At 60.8% G+C, this 20131-nt stretch carries 20 protein-coding genes; 19 read left to right on the forward strand and 1 reads right to left on the reverse strand.

Features of this window, described 5'->3' with window-relative positions; translation table 11 throughout:
• The first annotated feature begins 54 nt into the window (after positions 1-54).
• The 14 genes from KW842_RS14335 to KW842_RS14400 all read left to right on the forward strand — a co-directional run bounded on the left by KW842_RS14335 (position 55) and on the right by KW842_RS14400 (position 15061).
• The gene (locus KW842_RS14335) at positions 55-1323 is read left to right on the forward strand and encodes a YeaH/YhbH family protein (protein WP_218304790.1); all 1269 of its coding nucleotides are present in this window, start codon (positions 55-57) and stop codon (positions 1321-1323) included.
• The gene (locus KW842_RS14340) at positions 1320-2861 is read left to right on the forward strand and encodes a SpoVR family protein (protein ID WP_218304791.1); all 1542 of its coding nucleotides are present in this window, start codon (positions 1320-1322) and stop codon (positions 2859-2861) included. The genes KW842_RS14335 and KW842_RS14340 overlap by 4 nt, the downstream gene beginning before the upstream one ends.
• A 529-nt stretch (positions 2862-3390) precedes the next feature.
• Positions 3391-4053 carry an energy transducer TonB gene (locus KW842_RS14345; protein WP_218304792.1) on the forward strand — a complete coding sequence of 221 codons (663 nt, stop codon included), beginning with the start codon at positions 3391-3393 and terminating at the stop codon, positions 4051-4053.
• A gap of 84 nt (positions 4054-4137) precedes the next feature.
• Entirely contained in the window at positions 4138-5049 is a 912-nt protein-coding gene (locus KW842_RS14350; RefSeq protein WP_218304793.1) for a MotA/TolQ/ExbB proton channel family protein, read from the forward strand.
• Between the two features lie 6 nt (positions 5050-5055).
• The gene (locus KW842_RS14355; RefSeq protein WP_218304794.1) at positions 5056-5484 is read left to right on the forward strand and encodes a biopolymer transporter ExbD; all 429 of its coding nucleotides are present in this window, start codon (positions 5056-5058) and stop codon (positions 5482-5484) included.
• 61 nt (positions 5485-5545) lie between these two features.
• Complete coding sequence (locus KW842_RS14360) at positions 5546-5977, forward strand: biopolymer transporter ExbD (RefSeq protein WP_218304795.1); 432 nt, start codon at positions 5546-5548, stop codon at positions 5975-5977.
• A 71-nt stretch (positions 5978-6048) separates the two neighbouring features.
• On the forward strand, positions 6049-7272 hold the full coding sequence (locus tag KW842_RS14365) for a lipopolysaccharide assembly protein LapB (protein WP_229223698.1): 1224 nt from the start codon (positions 6049-6051) through the stop codon (positions 7270-7272).
• A gap of 118 nt (positions 7273-7390) precedes the next feature.
• Complete coding sequence (locus tag KW842_RS14370; RefSeq protein ID WP_218304796.1) at positions 7391-8347, forward strand: bifunctional riboflavin kinase/FAD synthetase; 957 nt, start codon at positions 7391-7393, stop codon at positions 8345-8347.
• A 63-nt stretch (positions 8348-8410) separates the two neighbouring features.
• Entirely contained in the window at positions 8411-11278 is a 2868-nt protein-coding gene (ileS, locus tag KW842_RS14375) for an isoleucine--tRNA ligase (protein ID WP_218304797.1), read from the forward strand.
• Between the two features lie 59 nt (positions 11279-11337).
• Positions 11338-11841: a signal peptidase II gene (lspA, locus tag KW842_RS14380; protein ID WP_218304798.1), complete on the forward strand. Its 504-nt coding sequence runs from the start codon at positions 11338-11340 to the stop codon at positions 11839-11841.
• A 15-nt stretch (positions 11842-11856) separates the two neighbouring features.
• On the forward strand, positions 11857-13080 hold the full coding sequence (gene coaBC / locus KW842_RS14385; RefSeq protein ID WP_218305022.1) for a bifunctional phosphopantothenoylcysteine decarboxylase/phosphopantothenate--cysteine ligase CoaBC: 1224 nt from the start codon (positions 11857-11859) through the stop codon (positions 13078-13080).
• Positions 13081-13530, forward strand: coding sequence for a dUTP diphosphatase (dut, locus tag KW842_RS14390; protein ID WP_218304799.1), 450 nt, complete (start codon positions 13081-13083; stop codon positions 13528-13530).
• A 21-nt stretch (positions 13531-13551) separates the two neighbouring features.
• Entirely contained in the window at positions 13552-14649 is a 1098-nt protein-coding gene (locus KW842_RS14395) for a M48 family metallopeptidase (RefSeq protein WP_218304800.1), read from the forward strand.
• Between the two features lie 16 nt (positions 14650-14665).
• Entirely contained in the window at positions 14666-15061 is a 396-nt protein-coding gene (locus tag KW842_RS14400) for a surface-adhesin E family protein (protein WP_218304801.1), read from the forward strand.
• Here the strand turns inward: KW842_RS14400 and KW842_RS27615 are convergent.
• Positions 15058-15186, reverse strand: a complete 129-nt coding sequence (locus KW842_RS27615) for a hypothetical protein (protein ID WP_255584275.1) — start codon at positions 15184-15186, stop codon at positions 15058-15060. The two genes, KW842_RS14400 and KW842_RS27615, sit on opposite strands and share 4 nt — an antisense overlap.
• 44 nt (positions 15187-15230) lie before the next feature.
• Here KW842_RS27615 and KW842_RS14405 point away from each other — a divergent pair, with 44 nt between their 5' ends.
• The 5 genes from KW842_RS14405 (at position 15231) to KW842_RS14425 (ending at position 20104) form a co-directional block, all read left to right on the forward strand.
• Positions 15231-16253, forward strand: a complete 1023-nt coding sequence (locus KW842_RS14405) for an XdhC family protein (protein WP_218304802.1) — start codon at positions 15231-15233, stop codon at positions 16251-16253.
• 131 nt (positions 16254-16384) lie between these two features.
• Positions 16385-17257, forward strand: coding sequence for a DMT family transporter (locus KW842_RS14410; protein ID WP_218304803.1), 873 nt, complete (start codon positions 16385-16387; stop codon positions 17255-17257).
• Positions 17254-18153 (forward strand): DNA-3-methyladenine glycosylase, encoded by a 900-nt coding sequence (locus KW842_RS14415; protein ID WP_218304804.1) that lies wholly within the window; start codon positions 17254-17256, stop codon positions 18151-18153. Before KW842_RS14410 ends, KW842_RS14415 begins: the two co-directional genes overlap by 4 nt.
• 63 nt (positions 18154-18216) lie before the next feature.
• Complete coding sequence (locus tag KW842_RS14420) at positions 18217-19059, forward strand: class I SAM-dependent methyltransferase (protein WP_218304805.1); 843 nt, start codon at positions 18217-18219, stop codon at positions 19057-19059.
• 10 nt (positions 19060-19069) lie between these two features.
• Positions 19070-20104 (forward strand): MerR family transcriptional regulator, encoded by a 1035-nt coding sequence (locus KW842_RS14425; RefSeq protein ID WP_218304806.1) that lies wholly within the window; start codon positions 19070-19072, stop codon positions 20102-20104.
• Positions 20105-20131 lie beyond the last annotated feature (27 nt).

Here is a 20131-nt window from a genome sequence, read left to right on the forward strand (position 1 = left end):
CGCCGCCGTTCCCGCGCAGGCGGGGACGGCGATGCAACCAGCAGGAGGCATCTTTTGACTTACCTCATCGACCGTCGTTTGCAAGGCAAGAACAAGTCCGCCGTCAACCGCGAGCGTTTCTTGCGGCGTTACAAATCGCAGATCAAGGACGCGGTAGGCCGCGCCATCAAGGGCCGCTCCATCACCGACGTTGAGAACGGCGAAAAAGTCTCCATTCCGGTCAAGGATGTGAGCGAACCCTCGTTCGGCCACGCCCATGGCGGCGTCTGGGAGGTGGTCAATCCAGGCAACCAGGAATATCTGAAAGGCGACCAGATCAACCGCCCCAAAGGCGGTGGTGGTGCCGGTCGCGGCAAGGCCGGCAATAGCGACCAGCTGACCGAAGACGACTTCATCTTCGAACTGTCGCGCGAAGAATTCATGAACTACTTCTTCGAGGACCTGGAACTGCCGCACATGGTCAAGACCCAGCTGACCGCCAGCACCGATTTTAAAAACCAGCGCGCCGGCTACAATATGTCCGGCACGCCATCGAATATCCATGTGCTGCGCTCGCTGCGCGGCGCACTGGGCCGGCGTATCGCGGTCGGCGGCGGCTCGCGCAAGCGCGTCACCGAAGCCGAGCGCGAACTGGAACAGCTGCTGCTGGATGGCGCGCCGCTGCACGACCCGCGCGTGGTTGAGCTGAAGAAGCTGATCCACCACTTGCACACGCGCCTGCTGGCCATCCCCTTCATCGACCCGTTCGATCTGCGCTACACCAACCGTATCAAGGTGCCCAAGCCGATGACGCAGGCGGTGATGTTCTGCATCATGGACGTTTCCGGCTCCATGGATGAGACGCGCAAGGATACCGCCAAGCGCTTCTTCATCCTGCTCTATCTGTTCCTCAAGCGCGTCTACGACAAGATCGAGGTGGTGTTCATCCGCCACCACACGGCCGCAGCCGAAGTGGACGAGGAAGAATTCTTCCACTCGCGCGAATCGGGCGGCACGGTGGTGTCGTCGGCGCTGCACCTGCTGGACAAGATCATCGACGAGCGCTTTGGCGCTGGCAGCTACAACGCCTACGTGGCCCAGGCGTCCGACGGCGATAACTGGGACAACGACTCGGTGCTGTGCCGCCAGTTGCTGGTCAACACCATCATGCCCAAGGTGCAGTACTACACCTATGTCGAGATCACCGACGGGCCGCCGCAAAACCTGTGGGAGCAGTACTCGCAGGTGCCGGACCACCATCCGCACTTTGCCATGCAGAAGATCGTCACGCCGGCCGACATCTATCCGGTATTCCGCGAACTGTTCAAGAAGCAGCCGAAATGAACGACATGACCACGCCCAAGCCCAAGCATCCGAACGCGCTGCCGGAGCAATCCGAGTGGACCTTCGAGCTGATCGAGCAGATCCACCAGGAAATCCGCCGCGTCGCCGAAGGCTACGGGCTGGATACCTACCCCAACCAGCTGGAGATCATCACTGCAGAGCAGATGATGGACGCCTATACCTCGGTCGGCATGCCGGTGTCGTACAACCACTGGTCGTTCGGCAAGCACTTCCTCAGCACCGAGAAAGGCTACAAGCGCGGACAGATGGGACTGGCCTACGAAATCGTCATCAACTCCAATCCCTGCATCGCTTATTTAATGGAGGAGAACAGCCTGACCATGCAGGCGCTGGTGATCGCGCATGCTGCCTATGGTCACAACTCCTTCTTCAAAGGCAACTACCTGTTCCGCACCTGGACCGACGCCGACGCGATTGTCGACTACATGGTGTTTGCCAAGAACTACATCGCCGAGTGCGAGCAGCGCCACGGCATTGACGCGGTCGAGCTGCTGCTGGACTCCTGCCACGCGATCCAGAACTACGGCGTCGACCGCTACAAGCGGCCGGCCAAGCTGTCGCTGATGGAAGAGCGCGCGCGGCAAAAAGAACGCGAAGCGTATGTGCAGTCGCAGCTCAACGATCTGTGGCGCACACTGCCGCGCCGCGAGGAAGAGGAAACTGCCAAGGCCGCCAAGCGCTTCCCGGTCGAGCCAGAAGAAAACCTGCTGTATTTCATCGAGAAGTACGCGCCGCTGCTGGAACCCTGGCAGCGCGAGATGGTGCGGATAGTACGTAAGATCTCTCAGTATTTCTACCCACAGCGGCAGACCCAGGTCATGAACGAAGGCTGGGCCACCTTCTGGCACTACACCATCCTCAATCAGTTGTACGATGACGGTGTGATCGGCGACGGCTTCATGATGGAGTTTCTGAAGAGCCATACCAACGTGGTCTATCAGCCGCCGGTCAACAGTCCCTACTACAGCGGCATCAATCCCTACGCGCTGGGCTTCGCGATGATGACCGACATCCGCCGCATCTGCGAACATCCGACCGATGAAGACCGCGTCTGGTTCCCCGACATCGCCGGCAGCGACTGGCGCAAGACGCTGGACTTCGCCATGCGCAACTTCAAGGATGAGAGCTTTATCGCGCAATACCTGTCGCCCAAGCTGATACGCGAGTTCCACTTCTTCGCCGTGCTGGACGATGATAACAATGAGAAGCTTAACGTCTCCGCCATCCACGACGACCTCGGCTATCGATACGTGCGCCAGCAACTAGCAGAACAATATAATCTGGGCAATCGTGAGCCCAACATCCAGGTATGGTCGGTCAACACTCAGGACGACCGGGCGCTGACCTTGCGCCATACCCAGTTCCAGCGCCGCCCGCTCAACCAGCAGGCTGGTGAGGTACTGAAGCATGTTGCACGCTTATGGGGCTTCGACGTCCATCTGGAAACAGTGGGGCCGAACGGCGAAGTTGTCAGTACCCTGGAAGTCAAACGGGAGAAACGCGGCCGGATTCCCTGACCCAACTAATATATAAGGCTTTTTCTGGCGCCGTGCCAAAGGCAATATCACAGGCACGGCTCTTGCAAGAGTCCATACCGGGGTCAGCGACGGCGCGCTGACCCCGGTTTTTTTTGGCAGAGGCATGGCGCGGCGCAGAAGTCAATATTTTTCTGTGCCTACTTGTATAGTAGTCCCCGCAAGAATTTCGACAAAGAAACATTTGCGGCCAAATTATCAATTGCACGTAGTAAAGCTACCTGCATAAAATTCCGTATTTGGCCTTAAGGGAAAACTAAGTAACGTCATGGTGCGCCAGCGCCCAAAAATGCGACTAAGAGTCTTGTTGATTGAGCCAGAACGGTGCAAAGTGAGCGCTACCATATAGGAAAACCCTATGAAATTTAACCGGTTTTAGGGATGAAAATTCTATGTAAAATCAAGAATTCGTATGTATAATTCGCCGACGTCCCGGATGCGGCTGTTGTTTTGTGTCGCCATTTTGGGGTTTAAGTAGCACCAAAGAGAGTTGGTATTGGAGAAAGCAGGCATGAATTTCACGCACAACGAGAAAAGCACCGGGAAGAACTTTACAGGCATAACGATTGTCGTTTTGTTGCACTTGCTGGTCGCTTATGGGATCGTGACGGGCTTGGGAACACGTTTGGTGCATAAGATGATCGCACCAGTGGAGACCAAGATCATCGAGGAGGTCAAACCTCCTCCACCGAAAGAGCTCCCACCACCGCCACCACCGCCAGAGATGAAGGCACCACCACCGCCATTCATCCCGCCAGTTGAGGTGAACGTGCAGCAGCCGCCACCGCCTAACAACACGATCGCTAACGCGACCAACGTGAAACCGGCAACCACCGAGATCCAGAAGGCGCCGCCAGCTCCGCCGGCAGCTCCTCCAGGCCCTCCGAAGACCGGTGTGCGTACTGCGGCAGTGGTTGACTTCAGCACTTGCGCCAAACCGGAATGGCCGAAGTCGTCCCTGCGTAATGAGGAAACCGGCACTGTGCAGCTGTCGTTCCTGATCGCAGCCGATGGCCGCGTTGCCGAAGGTAAGGTAGTGAAATCGAGTGGTTTCAGGGATCTCGATAAAGCTGCGGTCGCCGGTATCACGAAGTGCCGTTTCAAACCGGCAACCGAAGATGGCGTACCAAAAGAAGGCTGGCAGCAGATGCAATACGTCTGGACGCTGGAGTAAAACCGAGACAAACCATCGTCTCAATTAGTAATTTTCGTTGTCATTACGCCAGCGATCTGATTATTTTATCAATTTGGAGGAAGCATGTTTAAGAATACCCGTTTGTCCGCTGTACTGGCCGCTGTGCTGTTCTCGGTGACCGCAGCAACCGCCCTGGTGAGCGCTCCTGCCTTCGCGCAAGAGCAAGCCTCGGCACCTGCTGCAGCCCCAGCAGCTGATGCAGCAGCGCCAGCGCCAGCAGCAGATGCGGCAGCAGCACCTGCAGCCGACGCTGCAGCTCCAGCAGCTCCAGCAGCTCACGGTGCAGAAGAAGTGGAAAACCCATACGGCTTCAAAGCAGTTTGGGATGCAGGTTTCGTATCGCGCGCTACCCTGATCATTCTGTCGCTGATGTCGATGGGTTCGTGGTACATCATCATCACCAAACTGATCGACCAGACCAAGATCTTCAAACAGTCGAAAGAAACCTCGGCTAAGTTCTGGAAAGCTTCGTCGATCGCTGCTGGTTCGGCTACCCTGACCGAAGGCTCGCCATTCCGCTTCATCGCTGAAACCGGCACCAAGGCAACCGCTCACCACGACGGCGCCCTGCTGGAACAAATCGACCTGTCGACCTGGGTGACCATGTCGATCCAGCGCGCTGTTGACAAAGTTCAATCGCGTCTGCAAGACGGCCTGTCGTTCCTGGCAACCGTTGGTTCGACCTCGCCGTTCATCGGTCTGTTCGGTACCGTTTGGGGTATTTACAATGCGCTGATCGCCATCGGCATGTCGGGTAACGCATCGATCGACAAAGTTGCAGGTCCAGTCGGTGAAGCGCTGATCATGACCGCTTTCGGTCTGTTCGTGGCAGTTCCAGCCGTTCTGGGTTACAACTGGCTGGTACGTCGTAACAAGTCGGCAATGGAAGACGTACGTGCTTTCTCGGCTGACGTTCACTCGGTGCTGATCTCGGGCGCAATGTCGACCGCTACCGGCTCCAAAAAAGTTGGGTAATTAACCATGTCCATGTCCGTAGGCTCCGATAGCGGAGACGAAGATCAAGTCATGTCAGAAATCAACACGACGCCCCTCGTGGACATCATGTTGGTTCTGCTGATTATCTTCCTGATCACGAGCCCGGTTGTTCTGAAGCTGATCAAGATCCAGCTGCCAGAAGAAACCAACCAGGTTATTCAGACCAAACCGGAAGACGTTAACATCGTTGTAAGCAAGGATGGCGACATCTACTGGAATCAGAAGAAAATGCGCGACGCGAATGAGCTGTTCGATTTTCTGAAGGTGGAAGCTGTGAAGCTGCCGCAGCCGGAAGTTCACGTACGTGGTGACCAAGAAACCAAGTACGAAGCAATCGGCAAGGTTATTTACACTACCCAGCGCGCTGGTATCCAGAAGGTCGGCTTCATCACCGAACCGCCTGATAAGGGTTAATTCCCGGTAGCGCATCGCAGGCCTGTGTAGTTCAGGCCTGCCCTTCTTAAAAGGAAACATCATGAGTATGAATGTCGGCTCTCCGGCCGCCGGTGGCGCGGACCCGGAACCAATGATGGAAATGAATATGACGCCCCTCATCGACGTGATGCTGGTGCTGATTATCATGATGATCATTACGATTCCTAAGGCCAATCACTCGGTCAACCTGAACATGCCGGTCGGCACCCCGCCGCCGCCAACCAAGGAACCAGTGGTAATCACGATTGACGTCGACTTCGACGGTACGATTCTGTGGGATAACGTGGTTGTTCCTGACCGCGGCACCCTGGAAGCGAAACTGACCGATGTCGCCGCGCAAGCGGATCAGCCGGAAGTGCATCTGCGTCCGAACAAGCTGGTCTCGTACAAAGTCGTCGCAGGCGTGATGGCTTCGGCCCAGCGTCTGGGCGTGACCAAGATTGGTCTGGTCGGTAACGAACAGTTCCAGTAATAAGTCCCATGTACAATAATAGGCAGGACCATTCCTGCCTATTTGCTTTTTTGAAGAAAGAAAACTCACCCATGACCAAGTTTCGTCTCGCTCATCTCGGCCTGGTAATGGCCGCTATTGGTTTTACTGCAGCAGCCCCTATCGCAGGTTTCTCGTCGGTCGCCTACGCAGCAGAAACGGTGCGCGCAGAAATCGGCAAACCATTGCAAGAAGCACAGAAACTGGCCGCGGCCGGCAAGAACAAGGAAGCTCTTGCCAAACTGAAAGAAACCGACTCCGTCGGCGGCAAATCCGCTAACGAAACCTATTTGATCGAGCGCACCCGCGCTTCGGCAGCTGCTGCTGCCGGCGATAACGACGCTGCCGCCAAGGCCTTCGAATCGGTGATCAACTCCGGCAAGCTGTCGGCTGCCGAACAACCAAAATTCACCCAAGCCCTGGCCGGCATCTACTACCGCGCCAAGGACTACCCAAAAGCCATCACCTGGATTCAGCGCGCGCTGAAAGACAATCCAAACGACGGCCAGATGCGTGAGCTGCTGATCCAGACCTACTACATCAGCGGCAAATACGCTGAAGCGGCCAAGGAACTGCAATCGAACAAGAATGCCTCCGAGCAGTCGCTGCAGATGCTGGCCAATATCCAGCTGAAGCAGAACGACAAGGCTGGCTACGTGCAGACCCTGGAAAAACTGGCCGGTTCCTATCCAAAGTCGAGCTACTGGGCCGACCTGCTGAACCGTGTCGCCGGCAAGCCAGGCTTCTCGTCCACGCTGTCGCTGGATGTGCTGCGTCTGCGCCTGGCCAACGGCCTGCTGACCAAGCCAGCTGAATACATGGAAATGGCCCAGCTGTCGCTGCAAGCCAATAATCCGGCTGAAGCAATCAAAATCATCGACCAGGGCTACAAAAAAGGCGTACTGGGCACTGGCACCGACGCCGCCCGTCACCAGCGCCTGAAAGACCTGGCCGCCAAGACCCAGACCGAGTTCGACGCCAAAGCCGCCACCGTGGAAGCCGAAGCTGTCAAAGCCAAGGATGCCGACGCACTGGCCAACCTGGGCTACGGCCTGGTATCGGCTGGCAAAGCCGACAAAGGTCTGCCTCTGATGGATCAGGCAGTCAAGCTGGGCACCGGCCGCAATCCTGAAGCGATCAAGCTGCACTACGGTATCGCTCAAAGCATCGCTGGCAAGAAAGCCCCTGCTCTGGCAACCCTGAAAACCGTTAAAGGCACCGACGGCACCGCCGACCTGGCCCGCTACTGGACCCTGAACATTAATCACCCGATGTAATTCGGGCGGTTGATGCGCAAAGCGCTGTTCCGGCCCAAGCCGGACAGCGCTTTTTTTTCGCTTTGAGGGATTCCCCGTATAATCTCTTATTTGCGACAAGTTTTTCCCCAAGATTCCCATGAAGGTATTTCGAGGTCTTCCCAATGCAGCGGCGCGCGCGCCCTGCGCGCTCACGATCGGCAACTTTGACGGTGTCCACCTGGGCCACCAGGCATTGCTGGCCCGCGTACGCGCCGCCGCCACTGGCCTCGGGCTGGAAGCGGCCGTGATGACTTTCGAACCGCATCCGCGCGAGTTCTTTGCGCGCAAGGCCGGCGACCTGTCGCGCGCGCCGGCGCGCATCGCCAACCTGCGCGACAAGCTGCAATCACTGTCCGACAACGGTATCGACAGGGTCATCGTCGAACACTTCTCCGATTCCTTCGCCGGCCTGACGCCGCAGGAATTCACTGAAAAAGTGCTGGTCGAAGGCCTGCACGTCAAATGGCTGATGGTCGGCGACGACTTCTGCTACGGCGCACGGCGCGCCGGCAATGTGCAGATGCTGCTGGAAGCCGGCGAAAAATACGGCTTCCACGTCGAGACCCTGCCGACCGTGATGAACGGCAGCACCCGCATCTCCTCCTCCGCCGTGCGCGCCGCGCTGGCCGAGGGCGATTTCCCGCATGCCGAAGCGCTGCTGGGCCATCCTTACGCGATCTCCGGCCACGTGATCCATGGCCAGAAACTGGGCCGCACGCTGGGCTTCCCGACGCTCAACCTGCGCGTGCCGCACCGCCCGGCGCTGTCCGGCATCTTCATCGTGCAGGTGCACGGCTTGAGCGAGCAGCCGCTGCCGGCCGTGGCCAGTCTGGGCGTGCGCCCGACCGTCGATGACAGCGGCCGGGTGCTGCTGGAAGTCCATGTGTTCGACTTTGCGCAGAATTGCTATGGCAAGCAAGTGCGCGTCGAATTCCTGCAAAAAATCCGCGACGAAGAAAAGTATGTCGATCTGCCGACGCTGACGGCAGCCATCAACCGCGACGCCGACATCGCCCGCGCCTTCTTCGCCAAACGCGCCACCGACCGAATTTGACCGCGCGATCAGCTACGCGCGCCGGCTACCCAAGCATTCCGAATACATCTACTGAAGAACACCATGTCCGATAACAAATCCGCAAAGAAGCCTGAAAGTAAATACCAGGTCAACATGACCGAAACCCCATTCCCGATGCGCGGCGATATGGCCAAGCGCGAACCGAACTGGGTCAAGCAATGGCAAGACAAGAAAATCTACGAGCGCGTACGCAAGGCAGCCGCCGGCCGCCCTAAATTCATCCTGCACGATGGTCCTCCATATGCCAACGGCGACATCCACATCGGCCACGCCGTCAACAAGATCCTGAAAGACATGGTGGTCAAGGCGCGCACCTTCGCCGGCTACGACGCGCCTTATGTGCCGGGCTGGGATTGCCACGGCATGCCGATCGAGATCCAGATCGAAAAACAATACGGCAAGAACCTGCCGACCGCTGAAGTGCTGACCAAGGCGCGCGCCTATGCGCACGAGCAGGTCGACCGTCAGCGCAAGGACTTCATCCGCCTGGGCGTGCTGGGCGAGTGGCAGAATCCTTACCTGACCATGAACTACTCCAACGAGGCGGACGAACTGCGCGCGCTCGGCAAGATGCTGGAAAAAGGCTATGTCTACCGCGGCCTGAAGCCGGTCAACTGGTGCTTCGACTGCCAGTCGGCGCTGGCCGAAGCGGAAGTGGAATACCAGGACAAGCGCGATCCGGCCATCGACGTCGGCTTCAAGTTCGCTGAATTCGACAAGCTGGCCAGCGCCTTCGGCCTGGACAAGCTGCCGACCGAAAACGGCTTCGTCGTGATCTGGACCACCACCCCGTGGACCATCCCATCCAACCAGGCGCTGAACGTCCATCCTGAACTGAAATACGCGCTGGTGCAGACCGAGCGCGATGGCCAGCCTTTGCTGCTGATTCTGGCGCAAGACCTGGTCGAATCCAGCCTGGCGCGCTACAAGCTGGAAGGCGTGACCATCGCCACCTGCGACGGCGCGGCGCTGGGCGGCATCAGCTTCCGCCATCCGCTGCACGCGTCGGACGCTTTCTTCGACCGCCTGTCGCCGATGTACCTGGCCGACTACGTGACCGCCGACAGCGGCACCGGCGTGGTCCACTCGGCGCCTGCCTACGGCCTGGACGACTTCATCTCGTGCAAGGCGCACGGCATGAAGGACGACCAGATCCTGACCCCGGTGCTGGGCGACGGCAAATATGCCGAATCGCTGCCGCTGTTCGGCGGCATGACCATCTGGGAAGCCTCGAAACCGATCTGCGCCGCGCTGAAAGAAGCTGGCGCGCTGTTCGAAGTGAAGATGTTTGACCACAGCTATATGCACTGCTGGCGCCACAAGACGCCGATCATCTACCGCGCCACCTCGCAGTGGTTCGCCGGTATGGATGTGCATCCGAAAGACGGCGGCGCCACGCTGCGCCAGGCCGCGCTGGCCGGCATCGAGCAGACCGAGTTCTTCCCCGACTGGGGCAAGGCACGCCTGCACGGCATGATCGCCAACCGTCCTGACTGGACCCTGTCGCGCCAGCGCCAGTGGGGCGTGCCGATGGCCTTCGTGGTCCACAAGGAAAGCGGCGCGCTGCATCCGCGCACGCCGGAACTGCTGGAGCAAGTGGCGCAGCTGATCGAAAAGAGCGGCATCGACGCCTGGCTGGCGCTGGACCTGCAAGACCTGATTGGCGACGAAGCCGCGCAGTACCAGAAGAACAAGGACACGCTGGACGTCTGGTTCGACTCCGGTTCGACCCACCAGACCGTGCTGCGCGGCTCGCACAAGGAACAATCCGCGTTCCCGGCCGACCTGTACCTGGAAGGTTCGGACCAGCACCGCGGCTGGTTCCACTCGTCGCTGCTGACCTCCTCGATGCTGAACGGCGCGCCGCCCTACAAGGCGCTGCTGACCCACGGCTTTGTGGTCGACGGCGAAGGCAAGAAGATGTCCAAGTCGATCGGCAACACCATCGCGCCGCAGGACGTGTGGAACAAGCTGGGCGCCGACATGCTGCGCCTGTGGGTCGCTTCGACCGACTATACCGGCGAGCTGTCGATCTCCGACGAGATCCTCAAGCGCGTGACCGAATCGTATCGCCGCATCCGCAACACGCTGCGCTTCCTGCTGGCCAACCTGTCGGACTTCGATTACGCCAGGGACGCCGTGGCTGCGGCAGAACTGCTGGAGATCGACCGCTACGCCATCGCCAACATGGCGCAGCTGCAGCAGGAAATCGAAGCGCACTACCTGCGCTATGAATTCCAGCCGGTGATGTCCAAGCTGCAGAACTACTGCTCGGAAGACCTGGGCGGCTTCTACCTCGACATCCTGAAGGACCGCCTGTACACCACCGGCGTGACCTCGGCATCGCGCCGCTCGGCGCAGACCGCGCTGTATCACATCACGCACAGCCTGCTGCGCCTGATGGCGCCGGCATTGTCCTTCACCGCCGAAGAAGCATGGGAGATCTTCGCCGGCGCGCAAGGCTGGAAAGACAGCGACGAAACCATCTTCACCCAGACCTGGTGGCAGTTGCCGGCGCTGGACGATGCGGAAGCGCTGCTGGCCAAGTACACGGCGCTGCGCGCGGTGCGTACCGACGTAACCAAGCAGCTGGAAGACCTGCGCACCTCGGGCGCGATCGGCTCCTCGCTGCAGGCGGAACTGAGCATCAAGGCGGCAGGCGACAAGTACAAGCTGCTGGCCAGCCTGGAAGATGACCTGAAGTTCGTGTTCATCACGTCGCTGGCGACGGTGACCGAAGTGACGGGCGAAGCGGAAGAAGCGGTGAATGTGGCCGCGTCGACCGCCGAGAAGTGCGAGCGCTGCTGGCACTACCGCGCCGACGTGGGCGCGCACGCCGATCATCCGACACTGTGCGGCCGCTGCTACAGCAATCTGTTTGGTGCGGGCGAAAAGCGCAAGTTCGCTTAACATACCGCACGTCGTCCCCGCGCAAGCGGGGACCTTTGCCGACGTAGACAACCTAACTCATGGCCACCAAAAAAATCTTCCCGACCAAGTCCTCGACCAGCCTCACGCCATGGCTGGGCATCGCCACGCTGGTGATCCTGATCGACCAGCTGACCAAGATCACCATCAACAAGACCTTCCAGTATGGCGAAGAGAAAGTCATCACCTCGTTCTTCAACCTGGTGCTGGCATATAACAAGGGTGCGGCGTTCAGCTTCCTGAGTAATAGCGGCGGCTGGCAGCGCTACTTCTTCACCGCCATCGGCATTGGCGCCGCCATCTTCATCGTCTACCTGCTGAAGAAGCACAGCGGCCAGCGCCTGTTTGCGTGGGCGCTGTCGCTGGTGCTGGGCGGCGCTGTCGGCAACGTCATCGACCGCCTGCTGTACGGCCATGTGGTCGACTTCCTGGATTTCCACTGGCCAGGCTTTGGCCACTTCCCGGCGTTTAACGTGGCCGATTCGGCCATCTGCATCGGCGCTGGCCTGTTCATCCTGGACGAACTGCGCCGGGTGAATAAATAACGGAGCTGCACCATGATGGAACTGACTGGTAAGAAAATCGTCCTCGGCCTGTCCGGCGGCGTGGCCTGCTACAAGGCGGCGGAACTGTGCCGCTCCTTCACCAAGGCCGGCGCCACCGTGCAGGTGGTGATGACCGAAGCGGCCACCCACTTCATCACGGCGGTGACCATGCAGGCCCTGTCGGGCCGCCCGGTGTACACCGACCAGTGGGACGCGCGCGTCAACAATAATATGGCCCACATCGATGTCACGCGCGATGCGGATGCGATCATTATCGCGCCCTGCTCGACGGACTTCATCCGCAAGCTGGCGCACGGCGCCTGCGACGACCTGCTGTCGACCATGTGCGTGGCACGTCCGCGCCATGTGCCGCTGCTGATCGCCCCGGCCATGAATGTCGAGATGTGGCAGAACCCGGCCACCCAGCGCAACATCGAACAGTTGCGCGAAGACGGCATCGTCATCTTCGGCCCGGCCGCTGGCGACCAGGCCTGCGGTGAAGTCGGCTTCGGCCGCATGCTGGAGCCGGAACAGCTGCTGGAAGAAGTGATCGCCGCCTTCCAGCCGAAAGTCCTGGCCGGCAAGCGCATCCTGATCACCGCCGGCCCGACCTTCGAGCCGATCGACCCGGTGCGCGGCATCACCAATCTGTCCTCGGGCAAGATGGGCTACGCCGTGGCGCGCGCCGCGCGCGAAGCCGGCGCCGAGGTGGTGCTGGTATCCGGCCCGGTCACACTGCCAGTGCCTTTTGGCGTGCAACGCATCAACGTGCAGAGCGCGCAGCAAATGTATGACGCGGTGATGTCCAACGTCGATCATCAGCATATCTTTATCGCGGTGGCGGCGGTGGCCGACTGGCGCATCGCCAACGCCAGCGACCAGAAGCTGAAGAAAAACCCGAACGGCACCGCGCCAGACCTGAAGTTCGAGCAGAATCCGGACATCCTGGCCTCGGTGGCCGCGCTGACCAACCTGGCCGGTCATCCTTACTGTGTCGGCTTTGCCGCCGAATCGGAAAACCTGGTCAAGTTCGGTGCCGACAAGCGCGAGAAAAAAGGCATCCCTCTGCTAGTAGGGAATATCGGCCACCACACCTTCGGCCAGGACGACAACACCATCATCCTGTTCGACGAGAACGGCCATACCATTTTGCCGCGCGCCGACAAACTGACGCTGGCGCGCCAACTGATTTCCGAGATCTCGAAACGGATCTCGCAACATTCTTTGTTTGCCAAATAAATGAAAACTGTAGATGTAAAAATTCTCGATCCGCGCATGAAAGACCAACTGCCGGCGTATGCAACGCCTGGCTCGGCCGGCCTGGACCTGCGCGCCTGCATCGATGCGCCGATGGTGATCGAAGCCGGCCAGACCGTGCTGATTCCAACCGGCCTGGCGATCCACGTCGGCGATCCCGGCTACGCCGCCATGATCCTGCCGCGCAGCGGCATGGGCCATAAAAACGGCATCGTATTGGGTAATCTGGTAGGCTTGATCGATTCCGACTATCAGGGCCAACTGATGATCTCGACCTGGAACCGCGGCCACAGCGCCTTCACGCTGAACCCGATGGAACGCCTGGCGCAGCTGATCATCGTGCCAGTACTGCAAGTCGGCTTTAATGTGGTTGAAGAATTTGATACCAGCGAACGCGGCGCCGGCGGTTTCGGCAGCACGGGCAAACACTAAAAATGGAGACGGAGCACAGGGATGAACAAGACGAATAAATTTGGCACATTGTCCCTTGTACCGGTGATTGCGGCGAGCGCGCTGCTATCCGCCTGCTCCTCTTTCCAATCCCGTCCCTCCGCGCCGGAGCCAGCGCCCTCGGTGGTCAGCACCGCCACCGAAACACCGCCGGCGGTCACTGCCAAGATGGCCGCCGCGCGCCAGCAACTGAGCCAGATGGTCGCCTTGCAGGATCGCCTGTACCGCGTGGCCGGCCCGCTGCTGATCAATAACGCAGACCTGTGCCGCAGCCAGGCGCGCAATCTGCTCGGCTTCACCGCCAAGAACAAATACTCCTACACCGGCGAATTCGTCGACGCCGCGCAAGCGGTGCTGAACTACGGCGACCGCCTGGAAGTGGCCAGCGTGCTGGCCGGCAGCGGCGCCGCACGCGCCGGTCTGCGCAAGGGCGACGTGCTGGTGGCCGCCGACGGCAAGCTGCTGCCGGTCGGGGCCAACGCCGAAAGCGACGCGGCTGCGGTGCTTGGCCCGCTGGTCAGCAACAACAAAATCCTGACCTTGAGCATTTCGCGCGGCGGCAGCAACCAGCAGCTGCGCGTACCGGTCACGCGTGCCTGCGCCTTCAAGATCGACATCGGCAACTCGGACAACATTAATGCCTATTCCGACGGCCAGCGCGTGATGATCACGCGCGGCATGGTCAACTTCGCGCAGACCGACGACGCCATCGCCTACGTGCTGGCCAAGGACATCGCCCACAATGTGCTGGGCCACGCCGCCACCACCAAGCAGGCTTACACCGTTGGCGGCATCATCGACAACCTGGTGACTGTGCGTCCCGACCTGTCGATGCTGATCGGCACCGCAGGCGTCAAGCCGATGCCGCAGGAACTGGATGCGGCGGCCGACAACCTGTCGCTGTACATGGTGGCCCGCGCCGGCTACAACGTCGAAGGCGCGCGCGCCTTCTGGCAGCGCCTGGCGACCCAATATCCGGCCACGGTGCTGAACGGTTATACTGCCAACCACCCTGCGGTGAACTACCGCCTCGGCGTCATCGACAAGACCGTGTCGGCGATCCGCAGCAAGCAGTCGTCCAAACAACCGCTGGTTCCCTGATTACTGAAAGCACGCCATGAACAAGTCCGGCCTGATCGCCATTGTGTTGATGTTGACGGCCGGCTGGGCGCACGCGGCGGAATGGCTGAAGGTCGGCGGCACCCGCACTGTCACCTACTACATCGACAAGGCCAGCATCATCAAGACCGAGAAAACCCGCAAGGTCTGGTCGATGCAAAACTTCCCCCGCATGCAGAAGACGCCTGAAGGCAAGCTGTATCGCTCGGTGAAGATGCTGCATGTATATGCGTGCGAAGAGCACACCACTACCCTGCTGGCACAGGTCTACTACCCGGATGCGATGGGCAAGGGCGAGCCGGTGGAGAACTACAAGTTCGAGAAATTCAACCCTGAAGACATCGTGCCGGACAGCGCCTTCGACAGTGCGCTGGTCGCGGCTTGCAAGGTTTAACCGGGGAAGTTGGGGAATACCGTCGCCATCAGCCAGGTGAGGCCAGCGCACACCAGCACTGCGCCGATCAGCACGATCAGCAAGCGGCCAAATTTGGGCGATCCGTCATCTTCCTTCTGAGGCATGTCCGTTCCCTGCAAGGTTTAATGAGCCGTAGTATATTCCATTCATGGACTCCATCGACCTCGAAGTATTGAAAACCAGCGCTGCATGGATCGCGTCCGGGCGCCGCTGCGAACTGATCACCGTCATCAAGACCTGGGGCTCCAGTCCGCGCCCGATCGGCGCCACGCTGGCCATCTGCGAGGATGGCACCGTGGTCGGCTCGGTGTCGGGCGGCTGTATCGAGGACGACCTGATCGCCCGCGTGCGCGATGAGGGCATCCAGCGCGACACACCGGAAATTGTCAGCTACGGCATCACCGCGGACGAAGCGCACCGCTTTGGCCTGCCCTGCGGCGGCACCATCGAACTGTCGATCGAACCGCTGTCGCAACGCAGCCGGATCGCCGAGCTGCTGCAACGGCTGGAACGGCATGAATTGGTACAGCGCCGGCTGGACCTGCGCAGCGGCGAAGTCGAGCTGTCCAAGGCGGCGGCGGGCGCGCAGATGCAGGTCAGCGAGCAGGCGATGGTCACCGTGCACGGGCCGCGCTGGCGCTTGCTGATCATCGGCGCCGGGCAGTTGTCGCGCTTCCTGTCGCAGATCGCGCTGGCCATGGACTACAGCGTGACCGTCTGCGATCCGCGCGAAGAGTACCGCGCCGGCTGGCATGTGGATGGCGTGCAGCTGGTGCATGAGATGCCGGATGATGTGGTGCTGGCGATGCAGCTGGACCGGCGTAGCGCGGTGGTGGCGCTGACCCATGACCCCAAGCTGGATGACCTGGCGTTGATGGAGGCGCTGAAGTCGGAAGCCTTCTACGTCGGCGCCATCGGCTCGCGGCTCAACAACAGCAAGCGCCGCGAGCGGCTGCTGGAGTTTGACCTGACGCCGGAGCAGCTGGCGCGGCTGCATGGGCCGATTGGCCTGTACATCGGCAGCAAGACGCCGTCGGAAATTGCGATTTCGATTCTGGCCGAAATGACCGCAATTAAAAACGGTGTGCCGACCGACATGATCGTGCCGCACGCCGCCGCCCCGACAAAACCTGGCGATACTGTCTGCGCGGTGGAAAGCGGCGCCGTTTAAACCCGCACGGCCGGGCACGTCTCACTCAACGTTTGAATTCAAAAGCAAAAATCGGCTGGTTTGCTGTGCGAGCCTGAGCGACAATAACGCGGCCGGGTCACGCCGCCCCGCACAACCCACCGGAAACCCGCATGAGCACCGCCAACCTGTTACGCCTTATCTTACTAGCCGCCATCTGGGGAGGCTCATTCCTGTTCATGCGGATTGCCGCGCCGGTGCTGGGCGCCGCCGTGCTGATCGAATACCGCGTACTGTTCGCCGCCATCTTCCTGGCCGTAGTCGGCCTGTTCCTGAAGAAGTCACTGGACTGGAAACAGCACTGGAAACACTACTTCATCCTCGGCCTGTTCAACTCCGCCCTGCCCTTCCTGATGTTTGCATTTGCCGCGCGCACGCTGTCGGCATCGGTGCTGGCGGTGCTGAACGCCACCACGCCGCTGTGGGGCACGCTGATCGCCGCAGCCTGGTCGCGCACCATGGTCAGCGGCAAAGTGCTGCTTGGCCTGTTGCTCGGCACCTGCGGCGTCGCGCTGCTGGTCGGCTTTGACCATGTGAGTTCCAAGCCAGGCGCCGCCATCGCCATCGCTGCCGTGCTATTCGCCTCCTTCAACTACGGCATCGCCAGCAACTACGCCAGGCAGGCCAAGGCGGTCGAGCCGTTCGCCAATGCGCATGGCTCGATGTGGGCTTCGGCACTGATGGTGCTGCCGGTGGTACCGTTCTTCCCCGCGCCGGGCGAGCCGACCATCGGCATCATGGCCGCCGTGATCGCGCTGGCGGTGCTGTGCAGCGGCGTGGCTTACCTGATCTACTTCCGCCTGATCCAGGATGTCGGCCCATCGTCGGCGCTGACAGTGACCTTCCTCAGCCCCTTGTTCGGCATCCTGTGGGGCGTGCTATTTCTCGGCGAGACGGTTGGCTGGTACACCTTTGCCGGCGCGGCCATCGTCATCACCGGCACCGTACTGGTGACCGGTTTCCGCTTCCGGACGCGCGCGGCATGAAGCCATACACCCTGGCGCTGCCGGCGGATTATCGCCTGGACGACGTGCTGGCCTTCCACCGCCGCGACGCCGAAAGCATCGCGGAACAAGTCAGCACCGAACGCCTGCGCAAAGGCATGCTGCTGGATGGCGTGCCGGTGGTGCTGGACATCGCCTTGCCCGCTGCCGGTGCGGCAGCCGACGCCCGCATCACCGTGCATGCCGACGGCAAGCTGAGCGCCGCAGGCCAGCAACAGGCGCGCGATGCGGTGCTGAACATCCTCGGCCTGCGCATCGATCCGGCGCCGTTCTACCGCTTCGTCAAAAAAGACCCGCTGTTCGCAGCACTGGCGAAACGCCAGCCGGGCCTACGCATCGTTCAATCAGCCACCGTGTTTGAAGCGCTGACCTGGGCCATCATCGGCCAGCAGATCAATCTGTCGTTTGCGATTGCCTTGCGCCGCACCTTCATCCTGCAAGCAGGCCAGCAGCACAGCAGCGGCCTGTGGTGCTACCCGGATGCCCGCAGCGCCGCAGCGCTGTCGGTGGATGACCTCACCAGCCGCAAATTCTCACGTGCCAAGGCGGAAACGCTGCTGCGGCTGGCGCAGTTGGTCACGGATGGCGCGCTGCGGCTGGAACTCGCGGACGACAACCGCATCGAGCACATCTCCGCCGCGCTGCTGGCCGTCAAAGGCATCGGCCCGTGGACTGTCAACTACGGCCTGCTGCGCGGCTATGGCGACGCCGACTGCTCGCTGCATGGCGATGTGGCCGTGCGCGCCGCGCTGCAAACGCTGCTCGGTGAGGACGCCAAGCCGCATATCAAGCGCACCGAGGAAATCCTGGCCCGCTACAGCCCGCACCGCACCATGGCCGCCGCCCACTTGTGGGCCAGCCTGCATCCAGGCGATTAAATTTCGCTTGAGCCTCACGCAACGTGAGGCTTTACGCTCTCCTTTACCTGATGAGGAGAGAACATGACACATCCCGTACCACCCAAGCCCAGCGCCTGGATCACCGCCACCGCCCGCGCCGCGCATCAGCTGTACGATGCGCCGCTGGTTCTGAACGATCCGCTGGCATTGCGCATACTCGGTGCCGAGCATGAAGCTGAACTGCGCGCCGACGCCCAGCGCCAGCAGCATCCGCTTGCTGTGGCGATGCGCGCCACCATGGCGGTCCGGGCGCGCCTTGCGGAGGACAGCATTCAGGGCGTGCAGCAATACGTGATTCTTGGCGCGGGGCTGGATACTTATGCTTATCGGGAGTCGTTGCTCAGCATGGATTCCCGCTTGTGCGGGAATGACGGTAGGGTTTATGAGGTTGACTTGCCAGCCATGCAGCGATGGAAGCGCGACTGTCTTTGCGCGGCCGGCATCGCCGAGCCGGAGCATGTCCGCTACGTTGCCAGCGACTTCAGCGAGGCATCGCTGATGGAAGACCTGCTGCAAGCGGGCTTCGACGCCGCGCAACCGGCATGCTTCTCATGGCTTGGCGTCAGCATGTACCTCAAGCCCGATCAAGTCATGCAAACGCTCGGCGACATCGCCAACTGCGCGCCAGGCAGCAGCATCGTCTTCGACTATTGCGTTCAGCGCCAGCATCTGACCGCGCAGGAGCAAGCAGGCCTGGAGTTTATCGCCGTCTCGCTGGCCGCGCAGGGAGAGCATCTGCACAGCAGCTTCGAACCGCAGCTGTTGGAGCACATGCTGCGCTACCAGGGCTTTTGCCACGTCGAACACTTCGGCCCGGAACAACTGGGCGCGCTTTACGGCGCGCAGCTCAGCGGTATTTTCCGCCTGATCCGCGCCACGGTTTAAACTAGACGGCATGGAAAAAACCGTACTGAAGATCGGCGAACTGGCGGCCCGCTCCGGCCTCACGGTGCGCGCACTGCATCACTATGACGACATCGGCCTGCTCACGCCATCGGCGCGCGCCGATTCCGGCTACCGGCTATACAACCGCGACGACGTCGAGCGCCTGCACAAGATCCAGGCGCTGCGCAAGTTCGGCATGTCGCTGGCCGACATCGCCACCTTCCTCGCCAGCCCGGACGCACAGTTTGCCGACATCGTCTCGCAGCAGATCGCGGCGCTGGACCAGCAAATCAAACAGGCCACGACGCTGCGCGAGCAACTCAGCCAGTTGCAGCGCCAGATGCCCAGCGACGATAAGCCCGCGCTGGAAGACTGGCTCGGCGCGCTGGAGCACATGCGGCTGTACGAGCAGTACTTCACGCCGGAGGAACTGCGCCGTTTGCCATTCTGGCAGCAGAGCGCACGCCGCAACGCCACCTGGCGCACGATGGTGGCCGAGGTGCACTCGCTGATGGCGCGCGGCGTCTCCACCGATAGCGAGCAGGCCAGCCAGCTGTCACAACGCTGGATGGAAACGCTGGAGCACGACACCGCCACCAATCCCGCCTTCGCGCATCGCATGACCCTGATGCTGCAGCAGGAACAATCCGAAGGCAGGCGCTCGCCGGTGACCGAGGAAATGCGGCAGTACATCGGCGCGGCCTTCAACGCGCGCAAGATGGCGCTGTACGCGAAATACCTGGATGAAGACGAAATGCGCTACCTGCGCGCCAACAGCCGCAAGTACGCTGATGAGTGGATACTGCTGTTCATCAAAGTGCATCAGCAGATGGAGCAAGGCGTGCCGCCCGAACACGCATCATCGCAAAGGCTGGCGCAGGAATGGATGGCGCTGTTCCACGCCCGCGCCGGCAACAATCCCGAAACGCAAGCCAAGATCCGCCACGCCCACGAAAGCGAGCCCGAGCTGCTGAAAGGCACCTGGGTCAGCCCGGCGGTCCTCGACTACGTTCGTCAGGCCGTGGCCGCTTGCGAACAAGCTTGATCGAGCATAAAGTGAAGCACCGATCCC

The sequence above is a fragment of the Duganella sp. sic0402 genome, from assembly GCF_019219065.1.
GTDB lineage: Bacteria > Pseudomonadota > Gammaproteobacteria > Burkholderiales > Burkholderiaceae_D > Rugamonas.

Coding starts and splice junctions, on each gene's coding strand:
- KW842_RS14340 (WP_218304791.1), top strand. CDS start 1,320: ATGAACGACATGACCACGCCCAAGCCCAAGCATCCGAACGCGCTGCCG.
- KW842_RS14345 (WP_218304792.1), top strand. CDS start 3,391: ATGAATTTCACGCACAACGAGAAAAGCACCGGGAAGAACTTTACAGGC.
- KW842_RS14350 (WP_218304793.1), top strand. CDS start 4,138: ATGTTTAAGAATACCCGTTTGTCCGCTGTACTGGCCGCTGTGCTGTTC.
- KW842_RS14355 (WP_218304794.1), top strand. CDS start 5,056: ATGTCCATGTCCGTAGGCTCCGATAGCGGAGACGAAGATCAAGTCATG.
- KW842_RS14360 (WP_218304795.1), top strand. CDS start 5,546: ATGAGTATGAATGTCGGCTCTCCGGCCGCCGGTGGCGCGGACCCGGAA.
- KW842_RS14365 (WP_229223698.1), top strand. CDS start 6,049: ATGACCAAGTTTCGTCTCGCTCATCTCGGCCTGGTAATGGCCGCTATT.
- KW842_RS14370 (WP_218304796.1), top strand. CDS start 7,391: ATGAAGGTATTTCGAGGTCTTCCCAATGCAGCGGCGCGCGCGCCCTGC.
- ileS (WP_218304797.1), top strand. CDS start 8,411: ATGTCCGATAACAAATCCGCAAAGAAGCCTGAAAGTAAATACCAGGTC.
- lspA (WP_218304798.1), top strand. CDS start 11,338: ATGGCCACCAAAAAAATCTTCCCGACCAAGTCCTCGACCAGCCTCACG.
- coaBC (WP_218305022.1), top strand. CDS start 11,857: ATGGAACTGACTGGTAAGAAAATCGTCCTCGGCCTGTCCGGCGGCGTG.
- dut (WP_218304799.1), top strand. CDS start 13,081: ATGAAAACTGTAGATGTAAAAATTCTCGATCCGCGCATGAAAGACCAA.
- KW842_RS14395 (WP_218304800.1), top strand. CDS start 13,552: ATGAACAAGACGAATAAATTTGGCACATTGTCCCTTGTACCGGTGATT.
- KW842_RS14400 (WP_218304801.1), top strand. CDS start 14,666: ATGAACAAGTCCGGCCTGATCGCCATTGTGTTGATGTTGACGGCCGGC.
- KW842_RS27615 (WP_255584275.1), bottom strand. CDS start 15,186: ATGCCTCAGAAGGAAGATGACGGATCGCCCAAATTTGGCCGCTTGCTG.
- KW842_RS14405 (WP_218304802.1), top strand. CDS start 15,231: ATGGACTCCATCGACCTCGAAGTATTGAAAACCAGCGCTGCATGGATC.
- KW842_RS14410 (WP_218304803.1), top strand. CDS start 16,385: ATGAGCACCGCCAACCTGTTACGCCTTATCTTACTAGCCGCCATCTGG.
- KW842_RS14415 (WP_218304804.1), top strand. CDS start 17,254: ATGAAGCCATACACCCTGGCGCTGCCGGCGGATTATCGCCTGGACGAC.
- KW842_RS14420 (WP_218304805.1), top strand. CDS start 18,217: ATGACACATCCCGTACCACCCAAGCCCAGCGCCTGGATCACCGCCACC.
- KW842_RS14425 (WP_218304806.1), top strand. CDS start 19,070: ATGGAAAAAACCGTACTGAAGATCGGCGAACTGGCGGCCCGCTCCGGC.